The sequence below is a fragment of the Halomonas sp. 3A7M genome, from assembly GCF_014897875.1.
Classification (GTDB): Bacteria; Pseudomonadota; Gammaproteobacteria; order Pseudomonadales; family Halomonadaceae; genus Vreelandella.
Genome location: NZ_JABUZD010000144.1, coordinates 2,020 through 2,760, shown reverse-complemented (window position 1 = coordinate 2,760; position 741 = coordinate 2,020). Strand labels below are relative to the sequence as shown.

The window sequence follows — 741 nt, the reverse complement described above, 5'->3', positions numbered from 1 at the left end:
GGCGAGCCTGACGGGCGCGATCGCAGCACCAAGGCTGCGCGCCGTGATGTCGCCGAGCGAAAGCAGTTCGAGTTTCGTCGCCACCAGCATCGCACAGATGAAACCGGCAAGAAGCGTGGGAAACAATATCTGCACCGTGGACCAGTTGGCCCCGTAAAGTCCGCCGATGAGCCACACCATCGGATTGTCGGTAAAGCGGGTCTGCATGACCAGTATCTGCACGAATGCGCCGCAAAGGGCGGAAACGGAAATGCCGATCAGGATGAGAAAGGTCGGTGTCAGCCTCGTGCGCCATGCAAGGATATAGACGGTGGCCGCCGCAAGCATTCCACCGGCAAGTGCCGCCATGCCGATGCCCGTCGCGCTTGCTGCGGGAAACAGCGCCACCATGAGAAGAATGCCTGCCGTCGCCCCGCCATTGACCCCGACAATCGACGAATCCGCCAGAGGATTGCGCAATGCTGCCTGAAAAAGCGCGCCGGCAAGGGCGAAACCCGCACCGGCAAGACAGGCTGCGAGAATACGCGGGCCACGCATGTCCCAGACGATCTTCTGCATGAGCGGCGCAGCCTTGCCGGAGAGTGCCTGCATGACCTGCATTCCCGACAGCGGCAGACCGCCGACGAACATGAGACCCGCAAGCAGCGTGAGGCCGATGAGGAGCAGAAGGGCCAAAAGCAGGATCGTGGGGGAAACATGTCCGGCTCGGCCGAAATCGAGCGATGAAGCCGCATTCATCTG

Annotated in this window: 1 protein-coding gene; it reads right to left on the bottom strand. The window is 61.8% G+C overall.

The genetic code is table 11. The annotated features are described in order from the left end of the window. The coding region (locus INT19_RS12340; RefSeq protein ID WP_193060961.1) for a FecCD family ABC transporter permease at positions 1–741 on the bottom strand (741 nt) is incomplete at both ends.